Annotated in this window: 16 protein-coding genes; 15 read left to right on the forward strand and 1 reads right to left on the reverse strand. The window is 38.6% G+C overall.

Annotation, left to right across the window (positions count from 1 at the left end; genetic code table 11):
- The first annotated feature begins 18 nt into the window (after positions 1-18).
- The 11 genes from BQ5321_RS11550 to BQ5321_RS11600 all read left to right on the forward strand — a co-directional run bounded on the left by BQ5321_RS11550 (position 19) and on the right by BQ5321_RS11600 (position 12,394).
- A complete protein-coding gene (locus BQ5321_RS11550; RefSeq protein ID WP_071394635.1) occupies positions 19-495 on the forward strand; it encodes a cell wall hydrolase in 477 nt (158 codons plus the stop codon).
- Between the two features lie 22 nt (positions 496-517).
- Complete coding sequence (gerQ, locus tag BQ5321_RS11555) at positions 518-985, forward strand: spore coat protein GerQ (protein ID WP_071394636.1); 468 nt, start codon at positions 518-520, stop codon at positions 983-985.
- Positions 986-1,216: 231 nt separating this feature from the next.
- On the forward strand, positions 1,217-2,290 hold the full coding sequence (locus BQ5321_RS11560) for a Wadjet anti-phage system protein JetD domain-containing protein (RefSeq protein WP_071394637.1): 1,074 nt from the start codon (positions 1,217-1,219) through the stop codon (positions 2,288-2,290).
- Positions 2,281-3,795, forward strand: coding sequence for a hypothetical protein (locus BQ5321_RS11565; protein WP_234978391.1), 1,515 nt, complete (start codon positions 2,281-2,283; stop codon positions 3,793-3,795). The genes BQ5321_RS11560 and BQ5321_RS11565 overlap by 10 nt, the downstream gene beginning before the upstream one ends.
- Positions 3,792-4,535 carry a DUF6063 family protein gene (locus tag BQ5321_RS11570; RefSeq protein ID WP_071394639.1) on the forward strand — a complete coding sequence of 248 codons (744 nt, stop codon included), beginning with the start codon at positions 3,792-3,794 and terminating at the stop codon, positions 4,533-4,535. Before BQ5321_RS11565 ends, BQ5321_RS11570 begins: the two co-directional genes overlap by 4 nt.
- Positions 4,513-8,976: a coiled-coil domain-containing protein gene (locus tag BQ5321_RS11575; RefSeq protein WP_071394640.1), complete on the forward strand. Its 4,464-nt coding sequence runs from the start codon at positions 4,513-4,515 to the stop codon at positions 8,974-8,976. The genes BQ5321_RS11570 and BQ5321_RS11575 overlap by 23 nt, the downstream gene beginning before the upstream one ends.
- A 172-nt stretch (positions 8,977-9,148) precedes the next feature.
- Entirely contained in the window at positions 9,149-9,445 is a 297-nt protein-coding gene (locus BQ5321_RS11580; protein ID WP_071394641.1) for an ArsR/SmtB family transcription factor, read from the forward strand.
- 24 nt (positions 9,446-9,469) lie between these two features.
- Positions 9,470-10,528, forward strand: a complete 1,059-nt coding sequence (arsB, locus tag BQ5321_RS11585; RefSeq protein WP_071394642.1) for an ACR3 family arsenite efflux transporter — start codon at positions 9,470-9,472, stop codon at positions 10,526-10,528.
- 19 nt (positions 10,529-10,547) lie between these two features.
- A complete protein-coding gene (gene arsC / locus BQ5321_RS11590; RefSeq protein ID WP_071394643.1) occupies positions 10,548-10,967 on the forward strand; it encodes an arsenate reductase (thioredoxin) in 420 nt (139 codons plus the stop codon).
- 111 nt (positions 10,968-11,078) lie between these two features.
- A complete protein-coding gene (locus tag BQ5321_RS11595; RefSeq protein ID WP_071394644.1) occupies positions 11,079-12,083 on the forward strand; it encodes a permease in 1,005 nt (334 codons plus the stop codon).
- Between the two features lie 77 nt (positions 12,084-12,160).
- Entirely contained in the window at positions 12,161-12,394 is a 234-nt protein-coding gene (locus BQ5321_RS11600; RefSeq protein ID WP_071394645.1) for a thioredoxin family protein, read from the forward strand.
- A gap of 85 nt (positions 12,395-12,479) precedes the next feature.
- Here the strand turns inward: BQ5321_RS11600 and BQ5321_RS11605 are convergent, their stop codons facing one another.
- Positions 12,480-13,022, reverse strand: a complete 543-nt coding sequence (locus BQ5321_RS11605) for a recombinase family protein (protein ID WP_071394646.1) — start codon at positions 13,020-13,022, stop codon at positions 12,480-12,482.
- Between the two features lie 218 nt (positions 13,023-13,240).
- Between BQ5321_RS11605 and BQ5321_RS11610 the strand changes: the two genes are divergently transcribed.
- The 4 genes from BQ5321_RS11610 to BQ5321_RS11625 all read left to right on the forward strand — a co-directional run bounded on the left by BQ5321_RS11610 (position 13,241) and on the right by BQ5321_RS11625 (position 16,975).
- The gene (locus BQ5321_RS11610; RefSeq protein ID WP_071394647.1) at positions 13,241-14,710 is read left to right on the forward strand and encodes a SulP family inorganic anion transporter; all 1,470 of its coding nucleotides are present in this window, start codon (positions 13,241-13,243) and stop codon (positions 14,708-14,710) included.
- A 26-nt stretch (positions 14,711-14,736) separates the two neighbouring features.
- Positions 14,737-15,156, forward strand: coding sequence for a universal stress protein (locus tag BQ5321_RS11615; protein ID WP_071394648.1), 420 nt, complete (start codon positions 14,737-14,739; stop codon positions 15,154-15,156).
- A 193-nt stretch (positions 15,157-15,349) separates the two neighbouring features.
- On the forward strand, positions 15,350-15,769 hold the full coding sequence (locus BQ5321_RS11620; protein ID WP_071394649.1) for a universal stress protein: 420 nt from the start codon (positions 15,350-15,352) through the stop codon (positions 15,767-15,769).
- A 249-nt stretch (positions 15,770-16,018) separates the two neighbouring features.
- On the forward strand, positions 16,019-16,975 hold the full coding sequence (locus BQ5321_RS11625) for a 3-hydroxyacyl-CoA dehydrogenase family protein (RefSeq protein WP_071394650.1): 957 nt from the start codon (positions 16,019-16,021) through the stop codon (positions 16,973-16,975).
- The last annotated feature ends 237 nt before the right edge of the window (positions 16,976-17,212 follow it).

Raw genomic sequence — 17,212 nt, forward strand, 5'->3', positions numbered from 1 at the left:
GCCGAAGGGAGTAAAGAAATGGGCAGACGAATAAAACACAATGCAAGTGATGTGGAGGAATTAGCGAGACTCATGTTGGCCGAAGCGATTGGTGAAGGAGCCCAAGGAATGAATATGGTGGGATCCGTTGTGGCCAATCGGGTTGAAGCAGACTGTGCTCCAGATTTTAAAAATCTCCGCAATATTAGACATGCGATTTATCAAACCATACCAGGAACAAGTATTCCTCACTTCGAGCCAGTCTTAAATGGCAGTTTATATACACAACGTCCGACAGAAGAGGATCTTCAGAGGGCAAGAAACCTATTGCATGGTCATAGAGATCCTAGAGCAAGAATGAATTTATGGTTTTTTAATCCAAGTCCGGGGCAGAGATTCCGTGCTCCATGTTCTCCCACCATGCCAAGGTCCCCGATGACACGGTTTGATTTTGCACACAAAAATCATTGCTTTTATTTGGCGGTACCGGGCTATTGCCCAGAATTTTATCGATAATTAATAAGGAGTTGATCTTCTCATGTGTTGTGGAGATTCAAATTATTATTCAATGAACTATTATCCTGGTTACTATCCAGCCCCAATGATGCGGGGCAGTGGCGTACAACAACAAACTAACGGCTTCCCGGCGACCATGCATTCAGGACCCTCATTCTCTGTTCCAGTGGTGCCGATTGGCACGGGTCAGCAGCTACCTACTGGTGCGATAGAAGAATCCTTTATTGAGAATATCTTACGCTTTAACAAAGGTAAAATGGGAACCTTTTACTTTACTTACCAAGGAAACAATAAGTGGAATGCGATGGTGTATCAAGGGATTGTCGAAACGGCTGGTCGTGACCATATTATTATCAGTGATCCATCCAGCGGTAAACGATATCTGCTCTTGATGGCCAATCTCGACTGGGTAGAATTTGGTGAACAAATAAATTATCCTCTTACGGAAATAAATCCGAATATCCAGGCCTCTATGACGACATCGGAGTGAGTTTATCGACAGCAAAAGCCCGTTTATTTTCAAATTGGAAAATGAGCGGGTTTTAAGTTTATTAGCCATAGTCTAAAAGTCAACGATGAAAGCGGATAATCTCTCTGCTTTGGCTGCCACCCTTCATGTAGCAAAGAAAATTCATTATCCACCCATAATATTTCTAGTTTATAATAGTAGGATGTCCTATTTTATTTAAGGCCATTTCTATGACACTAATAAGAGAAGCAGGTGAGTACAATCGATGTCATTGAAAAACGAGTGAGGGGCTTTATTGCTGATATTCAGCACCCTAATCAAAAAAAGAAGATTAATATAAACGATCTAGAATTGCAGCTGCGCAGGCTTTTAGATGATTATTTTGAAATGGACGGTTATTCGCTATTCTATCGTGCAATCGAAGTATTGCAGGAGGAAGGACAACTGAGCCCGATACATAATCATCAATACAATGGAAGAACCCCAGAACTTAGTCTCTATTACTGGGTCAATGTAAAAATGGAGGAAACTCACTGGGATCGGCTTGAAATGATGAAATTGGGTGATTTATTTGATTTTTCCTATTATGAACGGCATCCTGAATGGCAAACCAATGAGGAATGGATGCGGATTGAAAGCTTATATCAATTTCTCCAAACCAGTCATGAACGGGAAACAGTGTCTGTTGAGGAAAGAAGTCTCGAGCTGTTTGGTCATGAGAAATTTTTACTAGATGGAGATCGTTACCCAGATGGAAGCCGTTTTTTAGCGAGGATTGGGATATCTGAAGACAAGCTGAAAATTGTGAAATACGAGGAGCCTTTTGTTTTTTGGATGAAACAAGGCAAAGAAAGAAAGGATATTCAACGAATCCTGATTGTCGAAAAACTCGCTTTCTTCCATACTTCTATTCAACTGCTAGAGACCAACCAGCTTGACTATGAACCTGACCTCATTATCTATGGAGAAGGGATAAAAATTGAACAGAGTTTCTCCTTCTTCTTTCGAATGTTTCCGCAAAAAAACTACCTTTTCTACTATGCAGGTGATCTTGATGTCGAGGGATATGGAATCCTAATTCGCCTCATGGAGAAATATCCTGACTGCTGTATTCAGCCTGCCTTGAAAATATATCGAAAAATGCTTGAATGTCTGGGACAAAGAAATGACCAGAAAATGGTCAAACGCCAAAACCTTAAATACCGTGATTCATTCCTTCAATGGTTTACGGAGGAGGAGCAGGAGATATTACAGAAATTATGGCAGGAAAATAAGCGTATACCACAAGAGGTTTTAACTATCGAGACATGGAGGAAATGGCTGTGAACGAATCATGGGAAGGCTTTGCCCAGAGAATGCAACGATTAAATCCTTTGTTTGAGCTTGGGAGGGGGATGGAGGTAGGCGATCTGAAGCCGCATATCCAATCGATTCTTATGCAGGTACTTCTTACCATCTTTTATCGAGAACTAAATGATGATGATCATCGACATAAATCAGATATCAGATATATCGTCGAGGATACAATCAAACAAATGAAGTTGTTAGCAGATGATAAGCAAATAGAACGGATTACGAGTGGACTTTTATATCAAGGAAAAGAAGAATACAGTAAGCCGTTCGAGGCCTTGTATTATGATGAAATAAAGCAATCGTGGGAAACTCAGGTCTTTCGTTATGTGACAATGGATGAATTATATACAAACCTAGAGCTAGGTGGTTCGATTGTATATAAATTGACTGATGTATCACAGGAAATGATCTTTATGAGCAGAGAAATGGCAGAGGAATTCTCCATTACGATAGAGCAGCTCTATAGTATGCAGTTGATTAAAAACGGCAATTTTCGAAAAGCTACGCGAAACCTCGATCACCTCATTTCAAGAGTAAACCGCTTAATGGCGAAGGAATATTCCTTTCAAAAGGAAATGATTAATAATCCTAAGATTCTATTAATAGAAGAAGAATGGCAAAGAGGCGATAATCGTGTAGAAATTGAAAAGCAATTTGAAGAAGAAAAGAGCCACTTCCGCACCATTGCTAATATGATTGAAAAAACGAAACGAAGAAATGAAGAGGATGATTATATTCAGAGGGAGTTGATGCTCCTTCAGGAAAAAATTGGACACACAAGGCAATTACATGATCGTTTTGCCAAGCTTGTGATTCAAAATATTTCCTATGAAATGAAGCTGAAAGCGGACAACCCTTCTTTGTTTTGGGAAGCGAGCCTCGTATCCTTTCGAGAACAAATATATGAAAATTGGTTCATGAAGAATGGGGTCTATCGTTTTGAACTGGTCGAGCATTTACTTTCTCCATTATTTTCTCCAAAGAATGAATTTATTTTGCCCTTAGATTGGATATGGGGTGAGCAGGAATTTGATGAAACGACACATCAGGATGCTGTAATGGAAGAGGAAGCGGAGGAAGCGATGACCCATATTCGGGTGACGAACTGGGATTCTGTCATTAAAGCCTGGAGCTATGTTTTTCAATACTTACAAACATACGGAGAGTTTTCGCTAGTAGATTTGCAGGAGCTGCCGTCAGAAGTACAGAACCTCTGGTTTGAGGAATCAGAAACGATTGATTTATGGATGATGTTTGATAAAAAGCCATTGAAAGTTCAAGTGCTGCATCGGAAGGAAGTGACATTAAGTGATGAGAGGGAAATACTCCTATATAAGCTTATGCAGGAATATCCACAATTCCAAGTATTCGAAGGCCTGAAAATTTATACAAAATTTGATCCTAAGGCCGAGCCTTTCCTCTGGCAGCGAATGAAAATTACACCGTTTAAGATCTGTGTACAGGAGGAGAAATCATGAGCGCTGAAGTAACAAAAAAAGCATCGGCTGTCTATTTTTCATTATTAAAAGAAAAGGTTATTGATGAAAATAGTGAACACTTTCAAACGTACTTTGATCCCGAAGTCAGACAAATTGTTCTTCTATTAGCTGACGAATCAGGTACATTTATCATTGAATCACCTAAACGGATTCAATTAGTTGTTCAACCGACTGGTTCAGTCTTTGCGACAAATTTTACCCATATGAAAGAAAAGCATCGCCAAATTGAAACGAAGAAACATTTTCATTTGATTAGTGTGATCCTGATGTCTTTTTTAGCAGCTATCGATCGCAACCAAGCGGCTAAAATCCGGACAAAGCGCGAAGGAGTTAGTTTTTATGCCTTAGAACGCCAGGTGAATGAAGTTATCATGAATTGGGATAAAATTCTTAAAACGAACCCATCCTTCGGTGAAGAAGAACGAATCGATATGAAGGAAGTGGTATCAACCTGGAAATATATGGAGGTTGATACAGAGGATTTTGGAGTTAAAAAAAGTAATAAACGGACCAGGATTGGTTTAATGGCCATTGCCATGCGCTTATTGGAGACAGAAGGGCTTGTTGTCATACTTGATCGCGATGATATTCCAAAGGCGATACCCAAACAAGAGCTTTTTGAACGGATTGAATACTTGTATCACGATTATGACCGCTATGAAATGTTTAAGCAAATGATTTCGGAGGTGGATGAGTATGCCGAAGATCAATCGAATTAGAATTGTCGGCCTGAAGTATGACGGGATGCAAAAGCAATATAAGGATACAACCTTTAACTTCCATAATGAAGAGACTTCAACAAATGGACTTATTGCCATGATGAATGGGGGAGGCAAAGGAGTTTTCCTGCAAACTATATTCCAAATTCTAAAGCCAGGAACCTCGTGGGGAAAACAAAACAATCGTTATTACCAGCAGTTCTTTTTTAATAATCAAGAGCAATTTATTCCCTATACCTTTCATGTCGTCATTCAATGGGAATTGGATGGGACAGACCACCGTCATCTTGTAACAGGCGGGATGTTCTCAGCTGAACAGCGGATTTCTCTGAATGACGAAGGTGGAAATGAAAATAAAACCTTAGAGCAGGAAGCGAGAATTATTCCGAATATTACCTTCTATACAAGAGAATTTGAGCGGAAGGAGGAGGCAGCACTGGAGCATATCCCTCTCTATGAAAACGATGAGGTTGCTGAAACGGAAGGCTTGAAGGATTACTTAAAATGGAATGGTTTTGATGTTTATCGGGATACGAAAAAGCACTATCGTATACTTGATACATATGGAATTAACCGTAAAGATTGGGATATTATGAAGGATATTAACAAGGACGAGGGCGGTGTTGGAAAATACTTTGAGGGTGCTGAGGATGACCATTCCCTGTTCCAGAAAAGGATTATTCCGACGGTTAGTCAAACCCTCCATCGTACGGAACAGCAAAAAAATGACCTTGTTGAAATTTTCAAGAGTCAAGCAAGTATAGCGAAGGACCTACCCATTTTGCTAGAAAGAGAGCAGGCCCATAGAGAGTTCTTAGAGGATATTGTCCCCTTTGAAGACCATGTGACTAAAGGGCTAGAGCATAAAGAAATTGTGAAGGTTAGCATTAAGGAAGGAAGACAGCTGCTTGGTGCTTTAGAGCATTTAAAGAAAGTGGAAGAGGAGACATTGCTTTCTTTAGAGAAAGAAATGGAAAAACTGACACGCAAGCAGACCGAATTACGCTTTCAAAAAGATAATTTAGAATATGCAAAGGCCCATAGAGAAGTACTAGATTGGGAGAAAAAATTATTAATAGAAAGAGAAAAGCATACTACCTTACAAGATAATGTAAAAGGAAAACAGGAAGGGAAAGATCAACTGGTTTTTCAGGCATTATTGAAGGAGTGGTATGAAACAGAACAAACGGTCCGTACTTTTACACAGCAGATGGCAACGTTAGAGCAAAATAGCGGCTTAGAGCAAGTGAATCAAAGAATGGATGAAATCAAGCATGAAGCAGAAGAACGGTGGAAACAATCTCAGTTCTCTATCCATGAAGCCGTTAAGCAATATAAGGGATATCAAAGTTACCTAAAGAAAAAAGTAGCGGAGCTGTCTCAGCAGGATAAACATAAGACAAAAGAAATGGTTCAGCTTAGTACGGAAATCGATTTACTCGGTACAAGGATACAGAGCTTTGAAGCGAAAGAAGCAGCCCTTATCAAAGAGTACGGCGATCGATTAACCTATGATATGGATGGCTATATCGATAGTCTAACTACTCAAATAGAAGATAAAAAGGCTGCGCTAGAGGAGCTGCAGATTCAAGTAAAGGAATCTACTGAAAGACAGAACCAACTCGCCACTTCACATGGTACACTTGTCCACTCGGTTCAATTTTCTGCAGGAAAATGTGAAGAGCTCAAGCAGGCCAATGAAAATCAAAAGCAAAAAGAGGCCAAGCTATTCGAGCGACTTCAAGGGGTACTTGACGATGTGACGGGTCCGTTCACCCATGCCCTTCTTTCGAAATATGCTATCGAGGTTGAAGACCTACTAGGTCAAAACCGAGAACAGGGTGAACAGATTAAAAAGGATCTTTGGGAAATCCAACTGGACCAATCCTTAAATGATGAGCACTTCTGGATTCCTAATAAAGATGTGAAGGAATTAAAGGAATGGATTGATGAAAAGACCGGAATTGATGTGTTTTATGGTACCCAATATCTTCAATCATTAAGAAATGACGAAGTGCCGAGCTACCTTATCGCATATCCGCTTCTTCCATATGGTTTAGTTGTTAATCAACAGCAATGGCTTAAAATTAACCAGCAGGTTCTTTCAGGAAGAATGTTTAATAGCCCTGTACCGATTTTCTTACGTGAAGATATGACCAGTAATCAGCACCAGCCTTCATTTGTCCTTATAAACGGAACAGAGCGAGAGCTGTTATCAGATAAAAACCAATTCACGAAATGGAAAATAGAGATTACGAAACAAATAGACGAAAAGAAAGAGACGCTCATTGAAATTGAAAAAACAGAAAACTCCTTACGCCGTCTTTTAAAAGAGACTGATCGACTAATCTCAAGCGAGCTTTCTAGTGACTTGGAGAAAGCTATTACTCAAGAGCAAAACCATCTTCTATCTGAGAAAACAAAATTACAGGAAGTTATCTTACAAGAAGATAAAGAAAAGGAAATACAGCTCCAGCTAAAAGAAAAGCTGGCAAAAACGAAGCGGAAAATTGGACAGTTGGTAAAAGATATTGAGGCATTAGAGACTTATAAGATTGAAAGGTCTCTTGACCAAGAAACTAAACAGGAGAAGCTAGCGAAGGAGAAGCAAAACGAAGCGTTAAAATTAGAACAGCTGAAAATAGAAAAAGAGCTTCAAAATACGGTTGAGCTAGAAAATGAGTGGAATCAAACCTATTTAGAATGGAAGGTTGCGATTGAACAAAATATTAAGGAGATAGCCTCCTTTATTGAAGATGCCGTATTTCCAGCTGATGAAAAAGCCGAACTTAGTGAAGAGATTCCACGCTTATCACCACATTTATTAAAAGAAATAAACGGAAGTATGGACGAGTTAAAACAGCTTCAAAAATCAAAAGAAGAACAAGCTAGAGAATTACTTGTGCTGCAGGCGAAAAAAGAAACGGAACAAAAGCAGCAAAAGAAATTAGAGAAAAAGCTTAAGAGTCATAACAAGGAATGGAAGGAAGCGGCGGAGCCGGATGAACCCATCAGTATTTTGGAAAATATGCTGCAAACAGCACAGAAGGAATTAAAGGCTGTGGAAAAGGAAGAACGTGAACAGGGGACGTCCGTAACTGTTGCCGAAACCTCCTTACAGCATGCTGTCGAGCAGCGTGAAAAGGCAGCTAAAAAGATAGCGAAGCATGAAAAACAGCCTGAGGAATGGGAAGCGCTTGACTTAGAAGTAAAGGAAATCGAAATAAAAGACCAAACAAAAATGACCAAGGATAAAATAAAAAAGGCTGAAAAACAACAAAAAGAAACAGAAGCAAGCATTACCGGCTATGAGGGGGACCTGTTAACCTTATCTGTTATCCTAAAGGAGGAAGCGGCAGCATTCACAGACGAGGCTGTTGAAAAAATTAAGAATCAAGGTAAGCAAGGTATCCTCTCTTGGTGTGAACAGCATCAAGCCATCCAGGAGGAAGGCAAGGAAAAGAAGGCGAAAATTGATCAATCATTACGGAATCTAAAGCTGACAATTGAAGGGAAAGGTTGGGAGATTCGTTTTAAAAATGAAGTATTAACGACCCTTGACCATATGGATACGAGACATTATGATCATATTCAAACCATCGTAAAAAATATGAAGCGCTTCTCACAAAGTGGCTTAGAGCAATTAGAACGAGATAAAGAAAGAGCAGAAAAGGCACAAAGCTTCTGGGCCAGCCGTGCCAGTATGAAGGTCATGAGCATTTCAGAGGCGATTCGTTCAATGATTGCGAAAATGAAGCTGAAAAATGAACGGGGCTCCTTTCCGCTTGTCCAGCTAAAGGAAGACATTCTACCTAAAAAGGCTGAAGAAATAGAGCCGCTATTAAAGCAGCATTTTGTATCGGCAATTAATAAAATTACGAAGCAATTTGACAGAATCGATGACTATAATCGGTCGTTAGATGAGGAAATAAAACAGCTCATTAGTGATGAACAGATTTTATTTGTTTCTCTACGAAATCGCTATCCAGAGCTGCTCGTTTATAATATGAGAACGGATAATGCCTTTATGTACGGAAAACCACAAAAAGAGCATTACTCAACCTGGCAGACGATTAATCAAGGCTCGAAGACAAAATCGGATGGAAGCGGGGGACAAAAGCTTTCCGCTCGTATGGTTATGATGATGATGCTATTATCTGTTAAAAGTGAAACAGACCATAGCTGGGTTCCGTTAGTGTGTGACAATCCATTTGGTCAAGCGGCATCAGCGCATGTCCTTGATCCGATATTCGCAGTAGCCGAAAAGCTGAAGTTCCAATTTATCGTCGTAACTCCACCAGAGTTGGTGAAAACAGAAATTAGTCAAAGGTTTGATGCCTATTATAAATTGGACTTCATTCGTGAAAAAGGGAAGGAAATTGTTTCCGACACCATTGTGCCAGCCTATCGGATTTACCAGGGAGAAATGGTTGTTCAATAGTGTAATATATAAGGATCAAGCTGCCGAGGACGCTTTTAAAGTGTTTGTTCGGCAGTTTTCTTTATTTATGTAAAAAAAGTTCAAAAGAATACTTGCAAAATAGTAACACAAAGCTTAATATAAGCAATGGATTATATAAGGGAATGGTTATTTAGGCAAGGAGGTAAATACTATGGAGAATATAGAGTTGATGGCAAAGAAGCTGAAAGCCATTAGTGATCCCAATCGTTTAAAGCTATTGGCTTGTCTAAAAAATGGAGAAGTATGTGCTTGTGATTTTGTTCATGTGTTAAATATTTCACAGCCTGCTGTCAGTCAGCAATTAAAAAAGCTAAAGGAAGCCGAAATCATTCTAGAGCGGCCAGCGGGTACATGGAAGCATTATCGATTAAACGAAAAGCAGCCACCTTATATTCAAGCCATAATTGATCATTTGGAGAAAATCACCATCATTAAATGTGATTGTTAAATCACCTATTAGGAGTGAAGTAGTATGCCTAAAGAAAGTTTAACTAAAAAGTTATCCTTTTTAGATCGATACTTAACATTATGGATTTTTGCGGCAATGGCGGTTGGGATTCTGATAGGAGTCATGTCACCGAATTTTAAAAAGGTGTTGGATACTTTCTCGGTTGGAACAACGAATATTCCGATTGCCATCGGGTTGATTATCATGATGTATCCACCGCTTGCAAAAGTAAAATACGAAGAAATGTGGCGCGTTTTTAAAGATTGGAAAGTGCTTATTCTTTCACTGTTACAAAATTGGCTGCTTGGCCCTGTTTTAATGTTCTTTTTAGCCATTATCTTTTTGCGTGACTATCCAGAATATATGGCAGGCCTTATTATGATTGGTCTTGCCCGTTGTATCGCGATGGTTATCGTTTGGAATGATTTAGCACGCGGCGACCGCGAATATGTGGCAGGCTTAGTTGCCTTTAACTCAATCTTTCAAATCCTATTTTATTCTGTTTTTGCCTATTTCTTTTTAAATGTACTACCTGGCGTTTTTGGATTAGAGAATTTGACTGTGTTTATTTCAATGTGGGAAATTACAAAGAGTGTACTAATCTATCTAGGTATTCCATTTTTTGCTGGAATGCTAACACGTTATCTAGGGTTAAAGATAAAAGGGAGGGATTGGTATGAAGGGAAGTTCCTACCTAAGATTTCTCCGTTAACGTTAATTGCTTTGTTATTTACAATAGTCATGATGTTTTCTTTAAAAGGCGATCAAATTATTGCTTTACCAATGGATGTAATTCGGATTGCAATTCCGTTGCTAATCTATTTCTTAGTTATGTTCGCTGTCTCCTTTTTCGCTTCACGGAAAGCAGGCGCATCCTACCCTGTAACAGCTGCCCTTTCCTTTACAGCAGCCAGTAACAATTTTGAATTAGCCATTGCCGTTGCGGTAGCCGTATTTGGGATTAACAGCGGAGAAGCTTTTGCAGCAGTGATAGGACCGCTAGTAGAGGTTCCTGTCCTCATTGCCCTTGTTGGAGTAGCCTTACGTTGGGAAAGAAAATATTTTCGAACATCCATACAATAATAAACAAGGAGGATGAACAATGACGAAAAAAACAATCTATTTCTTATGTACCGGAAATTCCTGTCGCAGTCAAATGGCTGAAGGCTGGGCGAAAAAGCATTTAGGTGATGAATGGGAGGTTCACAGTGCAGGAATTGAAGCACACGGTTTGAACCCGAATGCAGTCAAAGCGATGGCAGAAGCAGGAATTGATATTTCCAATCAAACATCCGATATAATCGACCCAGATATCTTAAATAACGCAGACTTAGTTGTTACACTATGCGGTGATGCAGCTGATAAATGTCCTGTCACACCACAAAAGGTGATGCGTGAGCATTGGGGCTTCGACGACCCAGCTAAAGCAGAAGGAACAGATGCTGAAAAATGGGCTTTTTTCCAGCGTGTTCGTGATGAAATTGGAGATAGAATTAAGCGTTTTGCCGAGACTGGAGAGTAAGAAAAAGCAATACCAAGAAGATCCACTTGGTATTGCTTTATCAGCTTGCAAATAAAGGAGCATATCCTATTAATATTATCATTGTTTGATAGAATGTTTGGAGATGATCCCATGGAAATCTTTGAATGGCTGAATAATCAGCTCCTCAAAATGGAATGGTTAAGCGACTTAGTTACTTTACTAGTGGAAAATGCTTTTGGTCTAAATGTAGGTAATAGGGTAGGGGGCAGCATTCATTTTTATATTTATGACGTCATTAAAATCTTTATCCTACTTTCCATTTTGATTTTTTTCATTTCCTATATTCAAAGCTTTTTTCCACCGGAGAGGACCAAAAAAATCTTAGGCAGATTTAAAGGAACAACAGCTAATTTACTTAGTGCATTACTTGGTACGGTAACACCCTTTTGCTCTTGCTCATCTATTCCGCTATTTATTGGATTTACGAATGCTGGTTTACCGATTGGGGTTACTTTTTCCTTCCTTATTTCTTCACCGCTAGTTGATTTAGCTTCCGTTATTTTACTGGCAAGTATTTTTAACTGGAAAATAGCACTTGCCTATGTAGTGGTAGGGCTGGTGCTTGCGGTAGTTGGCGGTACGACTATTAGTAAACTGAAATTGGAGAAATATGTAGAACCATTTGTTTTTAATAATAAAATGATGGCTGCTGCCCAAGAAGAACTGACAACAAAGCAGCGATTAGTATTTGCAAGAGACCAGGTTATAGATATTATCAGAAAAGTTTGGCTCTATATTCTCATAGGCGTCGGCATTGGTGCAGCTATCCATAACTGGGTTCCAGAATCCATTATAAGCTCACTTCTTGGACAAGATAAGTGGTATTCTGTTCCTTTAGCCACCATTGTTGGAGTACCGATGTATGCAGATATATTTGGCACATTGCCGATTGCTGAGGCACTGGTTGCAAAGGGAGTAGGACTTGGCACGGCGCTAGCTTTTATGATGGCGGTAACAGCATTATCCCTGCCATCCCTGATTATGCTAAAAACAGTGGTTAAGCCAAAGCTTTTAGCCGTATTTTTTAGTATTGTTACGATCGGTATTCTTATTATCGGCTATGCTATTAATAGTTTTGGTTTCCTTTTATTGTAAGTAAGCTGACTTAAAGGAATCTAGCTTTGCTGGTTTCTTTAGATAATTAATTAAGCTATAAATAGGAGTGACTGACGATGATTATTAAAATTTTAGGTACCGGATGTAAAAATTGCGTGAAATTAGGAGAAAATGCAGAAGCAGCAGTGAAGGATTTAGGAATTGAAGCGGAAATAGTAAAAGTAACAGATATGAAGGAAATCATGGCATATGGAATCTTGTCAACGCCAGGGTTAGTTGTGGATGAAAAGGTTGTTTCATTTGGAAAAGTCTTAAAGCCTAAGGATATTGTAAAAATATTGGCTAAATAGGTCAGATCAAATTTTTACATGTAATGTAAATCAAAAGTGGTAAAAAATAAACATACTAAAAATAGTATGTTTATTTTTTATAAGATTATTGTTCCAAATAACGATATAATGTAGATTTACTGATACCTGTTGCCTCTTTAATCTCAGCAAGAGTATACTTTTTACTTTGATACATAGCTATGGCACGATCGACATTTTCGTCAGATTTTCTTGGCCGCCCTGCAATAATCCCTTTTTGTTTTGCTTCAGAAAGTCCTTTTTTCGTTTTCTCACTAATGACGTCACTTTGAAAATCTACTAAATGCTTGACCGTGTCCTTGAAAAGTGAGCCAGAAGCAGTACTCGTATCAACTTTCTCCTTCAAAGAGTATAAATATGCCTCTTTCATGTTCATAGATTCGAGCAGATCAACTAAATGGCGTGTGGAATCAGCAAGGACAGATAGCTTTGTTACGATGATTTTGTCTCCTTTATTAAGGCCGTTGATCATTTTTTTAAGTTTAACCCTTTTTTTAGCAGAAGAATGTTCCTCCTTGATAATGAGATTACATTTAAGTTTTTCTAAAGTAGCCTGTTGTATTTCACCGTTTAGGTCGTCCTGTAACGGTCTAATATACCCGATTAGCATGGCATTCTCTCCTACATCTCCTTACTTGCTTTTATCATACCATATCATTCTATTATAAATAAAAGCTTCAAATTCTCTCTTTTTCTGCAAAAGTAATTTTACTGGCGATAAATTGTCCCAAAATAGTTCCTTTTTGATTCGAAAGGTGATAGACTGTTCAAGTAAGTTTTTCGTTGTTATTATCATGTTTAATTAACATAAAAAGTATTTGGGGGAAGATGAATTTGGTTGAAAGAATACAAAAAGAATGGTTTTCGAATGTGAAGGGGGACTTGCTTTCTGGTATTGTTGTTGCACTAGCCTTAATTCCAGAGGCGATTGCCTTTTCGATTATTGCAGGGGTAGACCCGATGGTTGGTTTATATGCCTCATTTACGATGGCTGTTATTATTGCATTTGCAGGTGGAAGACCTGGGATGATTTCAGCGGCAACAGGTGCCATGGCATTAGTAATGGTTCCATTGGTTAGTGAGTATGGACTTCAGTATTTATTTGCTGCTACGATTTTAACCGGAATCATTCAGATTCTTTTTGGCGTGTTTAAAGTAGCAAAGCTGATGAAATTTATCCCACGTGCCGTTATGATAGGATTTGTAAATGCATTGGCCATTCTAATCTTTATGGCACAAGTGCCGCACTTCATTGGAATTTCCACTTTGACTTACGTATTTGTTGCCATTACGTTGGTTATAGTGTATGTCGTACCTCGTTTTTTCAAAGCGATACCAGCCCCTTTAATCGCTATTTTGGTTTTAACTGCTGTTGCGATTTTTTCAGGAGCAGAGCTTAGAACAGTCGGAGATTTGGGCGCGATTACACAATCTTTGCCGCATCTATTATTTCCAAATGTTCCATTTACATTTGAAACACTAGCTATTATATTTCCCTATTCTATCTCCTTAGCGATAGTAGGACTACTAGAAAGCTTGCTTACAGCCTCGATTGTAGATGATATGACCGGAACAGAGAGCAATAAAAATCAAGAGGCAAGAGGGCAGGGTCTAGCTAACATTGTAACGGGGTTCTTTGGCGGGATGGCTGGCTGTGCCATGATTGGTCAATCTGTTATTAACGTGAAATCAGGTGGACGTGGTAGATTATCGACCTTGATTGCTGGATTATTTTTAATTTTTCTGATTATTGTATTGGGTGATTGGGTTATACAAATACCCATGCCTGTCCTTGTCGGTATTATGATTATGGTCTCGATTGGCACTTTTGATTGGTCATCTTTTTCTTATTTAAGAAAAGCACCCCTAACAGATGCGGTCGTCATGCTTGTAACGGTTTCAATTGTCGTTGCTACACATGATTTGTCAAAGGGAGTTATTGCAGGGGTTATTTTAAGCGCCATTTTCTTTGTCGCAAAAATTTCTAAATTGAAAGTGATAAAGCAGGAAGAGAACAGCCAAGTACATTATGAAGTCGAAGGACAGTTATTCTTTGCATCTGTTGACGGATTTGTCGATGGATTTGATTTCACTGTAGAAGATAAAAAAATAGTGATTGATTTTTCAGCAGCGCATATTTGGGATGATTCGGCTGTTGGTGCGATCGATAAAGTTGTCATGAAATATAGGGAAAATAACAATTTTGTTACCCTTCATAATCTAAATGCAGCAAGTAAAAAGCTAGTTGATAAATTGGCTGTCTTTAATGATACGGACGCAAGGCTGTCCATGCATTAATTCATGTGAGAATGGAGTCGAATGGAATGTACAATAGAATATTATTAGCTGCAGATGGTTCAGATCACTCAGTAAGGGCTGCCAAGGAGGCTGTTAAGCTTGCCGCTTTAGGACGTGAATGCAAGATAACCCTTGCGTTAGTGGCGGATTTCGCAAAATCAAAAAATGAAGTTTTACATTTTTATGGAAAAGAAGAGCTTGATTTTGCTAGAAGGAAACGGCTCCGCGCTGTTGAAGTGGTGTTGAGAACTCATCGTACAGCCTATGATATTAAAATTCTACACGGTGACCCAGGACCTACTATCGTTGATTTTGCCAATAACGAAAAGTTTAACATGATTGTAATTGGCAGCAGAGGGCTTAACTCCTTGCAGGAAATGGTTTTAGGCAGTGTAAGCCATAAAGTGGTGAAACAGGCGAATTGCCCGGTCCTTATTGTTAAATAAATGTTGTTTCATCAAACAGTCTACTATTTATGTAGGCTGTTTTTGTCTATTTTATAGAGTTTCTGTCTTAATTATTTACAGATAAAAGCTGAACCGTTAATATGTTTGTAAACGCTTACTATCCTTGTGATTGACATGAAGACAAAATGATTCAAGATAAACTAGGTTTTCCTATTACTAGGGAGGGAATCAATTGTATAAGTGCATATTGCTAGCAACAGATGGCTCAGAACACTCTAAGCGAGCTGCGGAGAATGCGATACATATTGCCAAAAACAGTGCTGAACATAAAGTGGATATAATCTATATTGTGGATCCTAGTAAAGCAAAGTCTGAAACACTTAGCCATTGGAACTCAGACAGCTCTGGTGATAGGAGGAAAAAAAGAGTAGAAGAAGTGGAAAGAATGGCGAAAGAGTCCGGTATTTCTTATGAGATAAACTTTTTAACTGGAGACCCTGGTCCAACCATTGTAGATTATGCACATAAAAAAAACGCGGATATTATTATTTTAGGTAGCAGGGGTTTGAATGTTTTACAGGAGTTTGTACTTGGCAGTGTAAGTCATAAAGTGGCTAAACGGGCTCATTGTCCAGTATTAATAGTTAAATAGTAAATGAGCAGCTTCTTATCAGGGAGCTGTATTTTATGTGTGATCGTTTCTATTTACAAAACTTATTATTTTAATATAAAAAATAGGATAAAATTTTCTTAATAGATTGTAATCTAGATTACAATCTATTCCACATTGCTAGTGTTATAATGAGTAAAACAAACAAATATTAAATGACCTTAGGCATCTATCCACATGAAGCACTTGAGTCATAATTTGAAACTACATGAAACGAAAAGGGGTATTCACATGCAAAATATGGCCGTACTTGGAGCAGGAATCATGGGACATGGTGTTGCTCAATTATTTGCCCAAGCGGGTAAAAATGTAAAAATCCAAGCAAGGAGAGAATCTTCTTTAGAAAAAGCTAGAGAGCTGATTACGAATAGCCTTCAAATTATGGTAGAAAAAGAAATGACAACTGCCATAGAAATGAATCAGGCATTAGCACGTATCACCTATACAACAGATTTACGTGAAGCGATTGACGGTGCAGACTTTATTCTTGAATCGATTCCTGAGGTTCTTGAGACAAAATTAGCGACATACGAAATCATTGAAAGCGTTGTCTCTGAAAAAACGATCATTGCTTCCAATACATCAACGTTTCCATTAAAGGAATTAACACAAAACGCAAAGCATCCGGAAAGATTCATAATTACACACTATTTTAACCCGCCACAAATTGTACCGGTAGTGGAAATTGCTCAATTCGAAAAAACGGACCAAAAGGTAGTTCAAGCTACTTATGATTTAATGAAAGAAATTGGTAAAGCTCCGGTTGTGCTACAAAAAGAAATTACAGGCTTTATCGTGAACCGTGTTCAAGTAGCTTACCTGCGTGAATGCTTCAATTTAATTGAACAAGGAATTTGTACAGCGGAAGATATCGATATCGCAACAAGAGGAAGCATGGGCTTTAAATGGGCTTTCTGTGGACCTTTAGAGAGTCAGGATTTAGCTGGACTTGAAACAACAAGAGCGATGGTAGGCAACATCATGAAGGATCTTTCCAATACAAGAGAGGTTCCAGCCTTCTTAAATGAAATGGTAGAAAACGGGGAACACGGAATCCGTACAAATAAAGGCTTCTACGAATATGACGATCATGGAGCAAAAGCCATTCATACACGTGATGATCACTTCTTAGATTTGGCTAAATTAATCCAGCAAAAAGCAGAAAACAATACTGTTCCTGCAAAATAAAAAGATTCGACCTTTACCATTTTAAACCTTTTAGCTGAAAACCATTTTACTTTACCCACCTTTAATAATAGAAGATAGAAAAGGGAGCTGCTTTAACTCGAGAATCAGCTCTCTCTTCTTTTTGTCCTGATACAAAGCATCGTTCATTGAAAATTCGAAAATGAAGCAGGAACCTATATTGTAAAATAATAATGAGGATGCTTTAATTATCTATATAGTCATTTTATTTTTAGTCTA

Source organism: Bacillus tuaregi (assembly GCF_900104575.1).
Classification (GTDB): Bacteria; Bacillota; Bacilli; order Bacillales; family Cytobacillaceae; genus Bacillus_BD; species Bacillus_BD tuaregi.